This window comes from Paenibacillus sp. P4_A7 (assembly GCF_056402455.1).
Window position 1 is genome coordinate 1 of the sequence record NZ_JBFUHJ010000424.1, and the last position, 4,897, is coordinate 4,897.

General features: G+C 37.5%; 5 protein-coding genes and 1 pseudogene. All 6 read right to left on the reverse strand.

The genetic code is table 11. The features are described from left to right. The coding region (locus AC1DWN_RS27945) for an endospore germination permease (protein ID WP_477562153.1) at positions 1–933 on the reverse strand (933 nt) is incomplete at its 3' end. Positions 934–1,198: 265 nt separating this feature from the next. After that, complete coding sequence (locus tag AC1DWN_RS27950) at positions 1,199–1,609, reverse strand: hypothetical protein (RefSeq protein WP_477562154.1); 411 nt, start codon at positions 1,607–1,609, stop codon at positions 1,199–1,201. A gap of 185 nt (positions 1,610–1,794) precedes the next feature. After that, entirely contained in the window at positions 1,795–2,040 is a 246-nt protein-coding gene (locus tag AC1DWN_RS27955) for a hypothetical protein (RefSeq protein WP_477562155.1), read from the reverse strand. Positions 2,041–2,048: 8 nt separating this feature from the next. Next, positions 2,049–3,329 carry an aspartate aminotransferase type Ic gene (locus AC1DWN_RS27960; protein WP_477562157.1) on the reverse strand — a complete coding sequence of 427 codons (1,281 nt, stop codon included), beginning with the start codon at positions 3,327–3,329 and terminating at the stop codon, positions 2,049–2,051. A gap of 33 nt (positions 3,330–3,362) precedes the next feature. Next, positions 3,363–3,797: pseudogene (locus tag AC1DWN_RS27965) on the reverse strand (GNAT family N-acetyltransferase); the annotation flags it as partial. 150 nt (positions 3,798–3,947) lie between these two features. Then, positions 3,948–4,897, reverse strand: a 950-nt coding sequence (locus tag AC1DWN_RS27970; RefSeq protein ID WP_477562156.1) for an MFS transporter, incomplete at its 5' end; no start/stop codon positions are given.

Below are 4,897 nucleotides of genomic sequence, written 5' to 3' on the forward strand. Positions count from 1 at the left end.
CATCATAATCGCTACTATAACCCAATAACGACTGCGCTCTTTACGAAGCGAAAGCAATTCAACACATATAAAAACGGATAAGCTTATCCGAATCACTGCACCAGACAACCACTGAAAAATAGTTAAAAAATCTAAGTGCTCTATATATTGACCTATTTTCACCAGTCTCCATTGCTCATATGGAGAGGTAGTCTGATGGGCGGCTTCTATCGGACCAAATTCAGTGATCGCACCGATAATAGGTCCCAGTGATATGATGATAGAGAATACTCCATATAGAAGCAATTGCCAAACCCGAATTTTCTTCGTCAAATGATGCTGAAGTACGATCAACGCTAATAATTCCACGAAGCCAGCTCCAGAATAAACCATTCCATCCCGTACAGGTCCCCACCCATTCTCAAGTACGGGCTTTAACAGCGAATAATCTTTCATCGGCGTATTAAAGGTACTGACGAATATACCTAAAAGCACAACAATTGGAAGCAGCACCCCTGATGCAATGGCGATGACTCTTAAGCCCCATAATGACATAGCCAAGCAGAATAACACCAATGCTACAACTAGCAGCATCCTAGGGGTTTCTGGCAAATAGTTTGTAATATGCCATGTAGTCGTATGAATGACAGTCATACCGCCAATTAGATACATCTGTATGCAAACCGGCAACACAAGCAGCCATGATACAATGGGTGAAACTTTATGGGAGAGCCATGACTTCCAGTTCTGATACCCGGAGCGGTTCATAAGCCAGACCAATAGCATAATCCAAATAAGGAAAAATCCACCCGTTACTAGAACTGTAATCCATGAATCTCTACTCGATGCTGACAAAATCATGGGATTTACAATAACGTGACTAGTAAGACCGTTCATTAAAGCAAACATCATAAATACTTGTACAAAGCTAATTTTATTGCTTAAAGGATTCAAACTTAATCACATCCATATCTATACAGTCCATGTACTTCTACTCTATTTTGGTAATATTCGCATGTTTCTATCCAAATACGAAAAAAAATTTTCCACTATCGTCTTAATCTAATTGTTATTCGCTACCCATCTTTCTAATTGAGTCTTCCTAATAAAACCAAATGCACAGCAAAAAGAGCAGAATGCCTTGTGCCACCCTGCTCCTTTTGTCTTCCTTCTGCCTTTATTAGAATCTACAAGATGTGGTTGCAGCTTCTCTGCTGCGCTACCTGTTTTCGAACAATTTTGTTACCAAACTATATCCCAAACCAAAAGATACACCAGTTGAGACAAACAATACATTAAATAACTGAGCTTCTGGTGAAAAAAAGCTGCCACCGCCATTAATGACAATAATGAAAGTAGTAGGAATCACAAAAACTAGCGCACAACAAATCGGATAAAGTAAATTACGGAGTACAAGCTGTTTCATTTTATCCTTGATAACGACACATATTAGCAGATAAATGAGACCTATCGGAATATAAGCAAATGCCGACCAAAATAACACTGCATTAGATTCCCCTCCCAGACTTTGCTTCCAGAAAGCCCAAAGTGCTTGGTTGTACATGAAGAAACCAACCCAATAGGATATGACATATACAACGAGAAAACATAAATTTTTTAAAAATAACATAACTTGTTCCTCTTCCCCTAATTCAATAAACTCGAAGCACTAGAATGTTATTCTGAGCTACATGAATTATAACCCCGCTCCTCTAAGTAGGAGTAGTTCTAACATTTGTAGTACCCCCTCAAATCCTTATGAACAACTTAAATAGGAGCAACCATTAAGCTGCTCCTATTTGAATTAGGGGAAAACTATTTAAATATGCTCACAAATAAAATCGCCAACAACATAACAATCATAAATGCGAAGAAAAAGTAGCCGAAAATTCTTAATGGCTTTGGCATCGTGCTAAGATCGATTCTCTTAGGAGCGCCACCACCTTCTATTCTTTGCAAAGGAAGGACTTGATCATCAACAAAGCTTGAGTTCGTACTTTTTAACTGTTCAGTCTCATTGGATTTCGTTTCATGAACTTTGTTTGATTTGTCATCATCCATGTTTTTAGTCACCTTTCAGATAAAAGTTTCTTTATGCTCACCAACTGAACACAGAGACTTAACACTTGGATGGCTGTCTCTAACTCTTCTATTGATGGAAAGGTAGGCGCTATTCGGATATTTCGATTTCTTGGATCTTTTCCATAAGGAAATGTAGCTCCAGCTTTAGTCAATGTGACACCGGCTTCAGCTGCCATATTGACTACGTCTTTAGCACAATCATCTAATGTATTAAGACTTATGAAATAACCCCCGTTCGGTTTATTCCATGTTGCTATATCTTTCCCGCCTAACTCTGATTCAAGCTTATTAAGTACCTTATCAAACTTCGGTTTAATAATAGCTGCGTGCTTATCCATATGTGCCTCTAAATTGTCTATATTCTTTAGAAAACGAACATGACGAAGCTGGTTGATCTTGTCAGGGCCAATTGTTTGAACAGAAATCAGCTTCCTCATCTCATTCACGTTCGCCTCGCTTGAAGCCAATACAGCAATGCCAGAGCCAGGAAAAGTGATTTTAGATGTTGAACTGAACATATACACACGATCGGGATTTCCCGCCTTCTTACAAGCAGCAAGTATATTTTTCAGTTGATCGGCTTCATTTAAATGGTGAACCGTATAAGCATCATCCCAAAATATTCTAAAATCCTCTGCTTTAGTCTTCATGCGAGCAAGTCTATCYACCGTCTCATCGGAGTAAGTGATTCCGTCTGGGTTACTGTATTTAGGAACACACCAAATTCCTTTAATAGAATCATCTTCACTGACAAGCTTTTCGATTGTATCCATATCCGGTCCATTGTGCAGCATGTCTATTACAATCATCTCGATATTTAAATGCTCACATATAGCAAAATGTCTATCATAACCGGGGCTTGGGCACAAAAACTTGATTACTGGGAGTTTCCCCCAGGGCGTTTCACTGCTGGATACACCATGAATAATGGCTCTAGTTATCGTGTCATGCATCAGATTAAGACTTGAGTTTCCGCCAATTATAATTTCATTTGTACGAACCTCAAGAATTTGTGAAAATAATTCTTTAGCTTCGGGAATTCCATCAACACCACCGTAATTGCGACAATCCGAGCCATCCTTTGCCTTTATGAGATCATCAGATGCGATATCAAGCATTTCCATAGATAGTTCAAGCTGTTCAGAACTTGGTTTGCCTCTAGACATATCCAATTTCATATTCTGATTCTTATATTCTTCGTATTTTTCTTTTATGATTAAATACTGCTTATTCAATTCGTTTACATCTAAACTGTTGTAAGAAATAATATTACTCAATTCCCCACTCACCTTTTCCATATATACTAAACTAAGATTATCATCGATCATTTTAGTTTTAAAAATTCGATACCCTAACTTCTCGTATAAGCGAATATTATTCATACTCTTGCTACCAGTAAATAATTCAAACCGGTTTGTTAAGCATGATTTTTCAATTTCCTGCATTAATATTTTGCCTATACCCATGCCACGATACTCAGGGTGAACGATCAATTTCCCAATAAAACTGATACCATTCTCCACATAAGCTCTCACAGAACCTATAAGCTTATTAGCAATTACGGCTTTAAGTATAGTGTGATTTTTGAATTGTTGTTTTAAACCTTCTAAAGTTTGAACGAGTGGTTCAATGGTAAAATCATTGTAAATTTCCGCCTCACTCATGTAGGCCATTTTTTGTAAGGATAATATTTCGCTGGCATCCGCTACGATTGCCTTATCAAAAATAATCTTCATCTAATTCACCTCTCTCAGCTCAGCTCAATTTAACTAAATTAATAATAACTTAGTCCAAATTGGGTATATTTACAAGACTTTTACAGAAAAAATGTAAATTCCAAGCCGATCGTAAGCGCAATTTAGTAACGATCATTAAACTACTTCTAATTAGGAATTGGAATTTTCGAAATGTTTTATTTTTATCATGATCAAAAAGAAAGCAAGTAGCGTAAATATAATTCCGCTCCAGATGAGCTGATGTATGCCCAAGTGAGAAATAAACCAACCACCGATAGAAACTCCTATTGTAATCCCAAGATTGGAAAATGATACAAACAAACTGTTGCCGAATTCTGGAGCCTCTTTCGTCTCAGTTGTTAACCATGCTTGACTGACAATAAGCCCTCCAGAATGAACTGCCCCCCATAAGAATACGATTACAATCATCGGGATGAAATGCGAACCCAGATAATAAGTGAATAAGTAAATTACTGCATATAACAGAGGAAACAAGATCACAGTCTTTGTAAAGCTTTTATGTAAAAAGCCCCCAAACAAAAAATTCCCAAAAATCATAGTTATACCAAAAGCCATCAACATAATACTTATCCATGACCCATTCATATGTGTTACTAGTTTTAGATATTCAGCAAAGTAGCTGTACACAGAAAACATAGCTGCAAAGATAAAAATAACTATAACGATATTTAACCACAATTGAGGTTTGCGTAATATACCAAGCTGCTTGCCATAAGACATCTTTTCCCTAACAGGTATGGAAGGTTGCCAAGCTAGTATCCCTACAAAGGCAATCATGCTTACAACAGCTCCAAACAGGAAAGCTGCTTCTAACGAAATCTTTTCGGCGAGATATGAAGTCAAAGGCACACCAAATGCAAATCCGACCGTTATTCCGGCAAAAACCTTAGTGACAGCTTTACTGCTTTTTTCAGGAGGGACAATATTTGCTGCTGTTACAAGGGCAACCGAGAAGAAGACTGGATGAAGGATTGCAGGCAGAATACGGAAAACCAGCATTACTTCAAATATAGTTGTATAGGCATAAACAATATTTGAAATCGCAAAAATCAGCACCACGGTTAATAGAATGACTTTAC

What these genes read in the sequence shown, in the direction of transcription:
- AC1DWN_RS27950 (WP_477562154.1), bottom strand. Translation starts at nt 1,609, where the DNA reads ATGTTATTTTTAAAAAATTTATGTTTTCTCGTTGTATATGTCATATCC.
- AC1DWN_RS27955 (WP_477562155.1), bottom strand. Translation starts at nt 2,040, where the DNA reads ATGGATGATGACAAATCAAACAAAGTTCATGAAACGAAATCCAATGAG.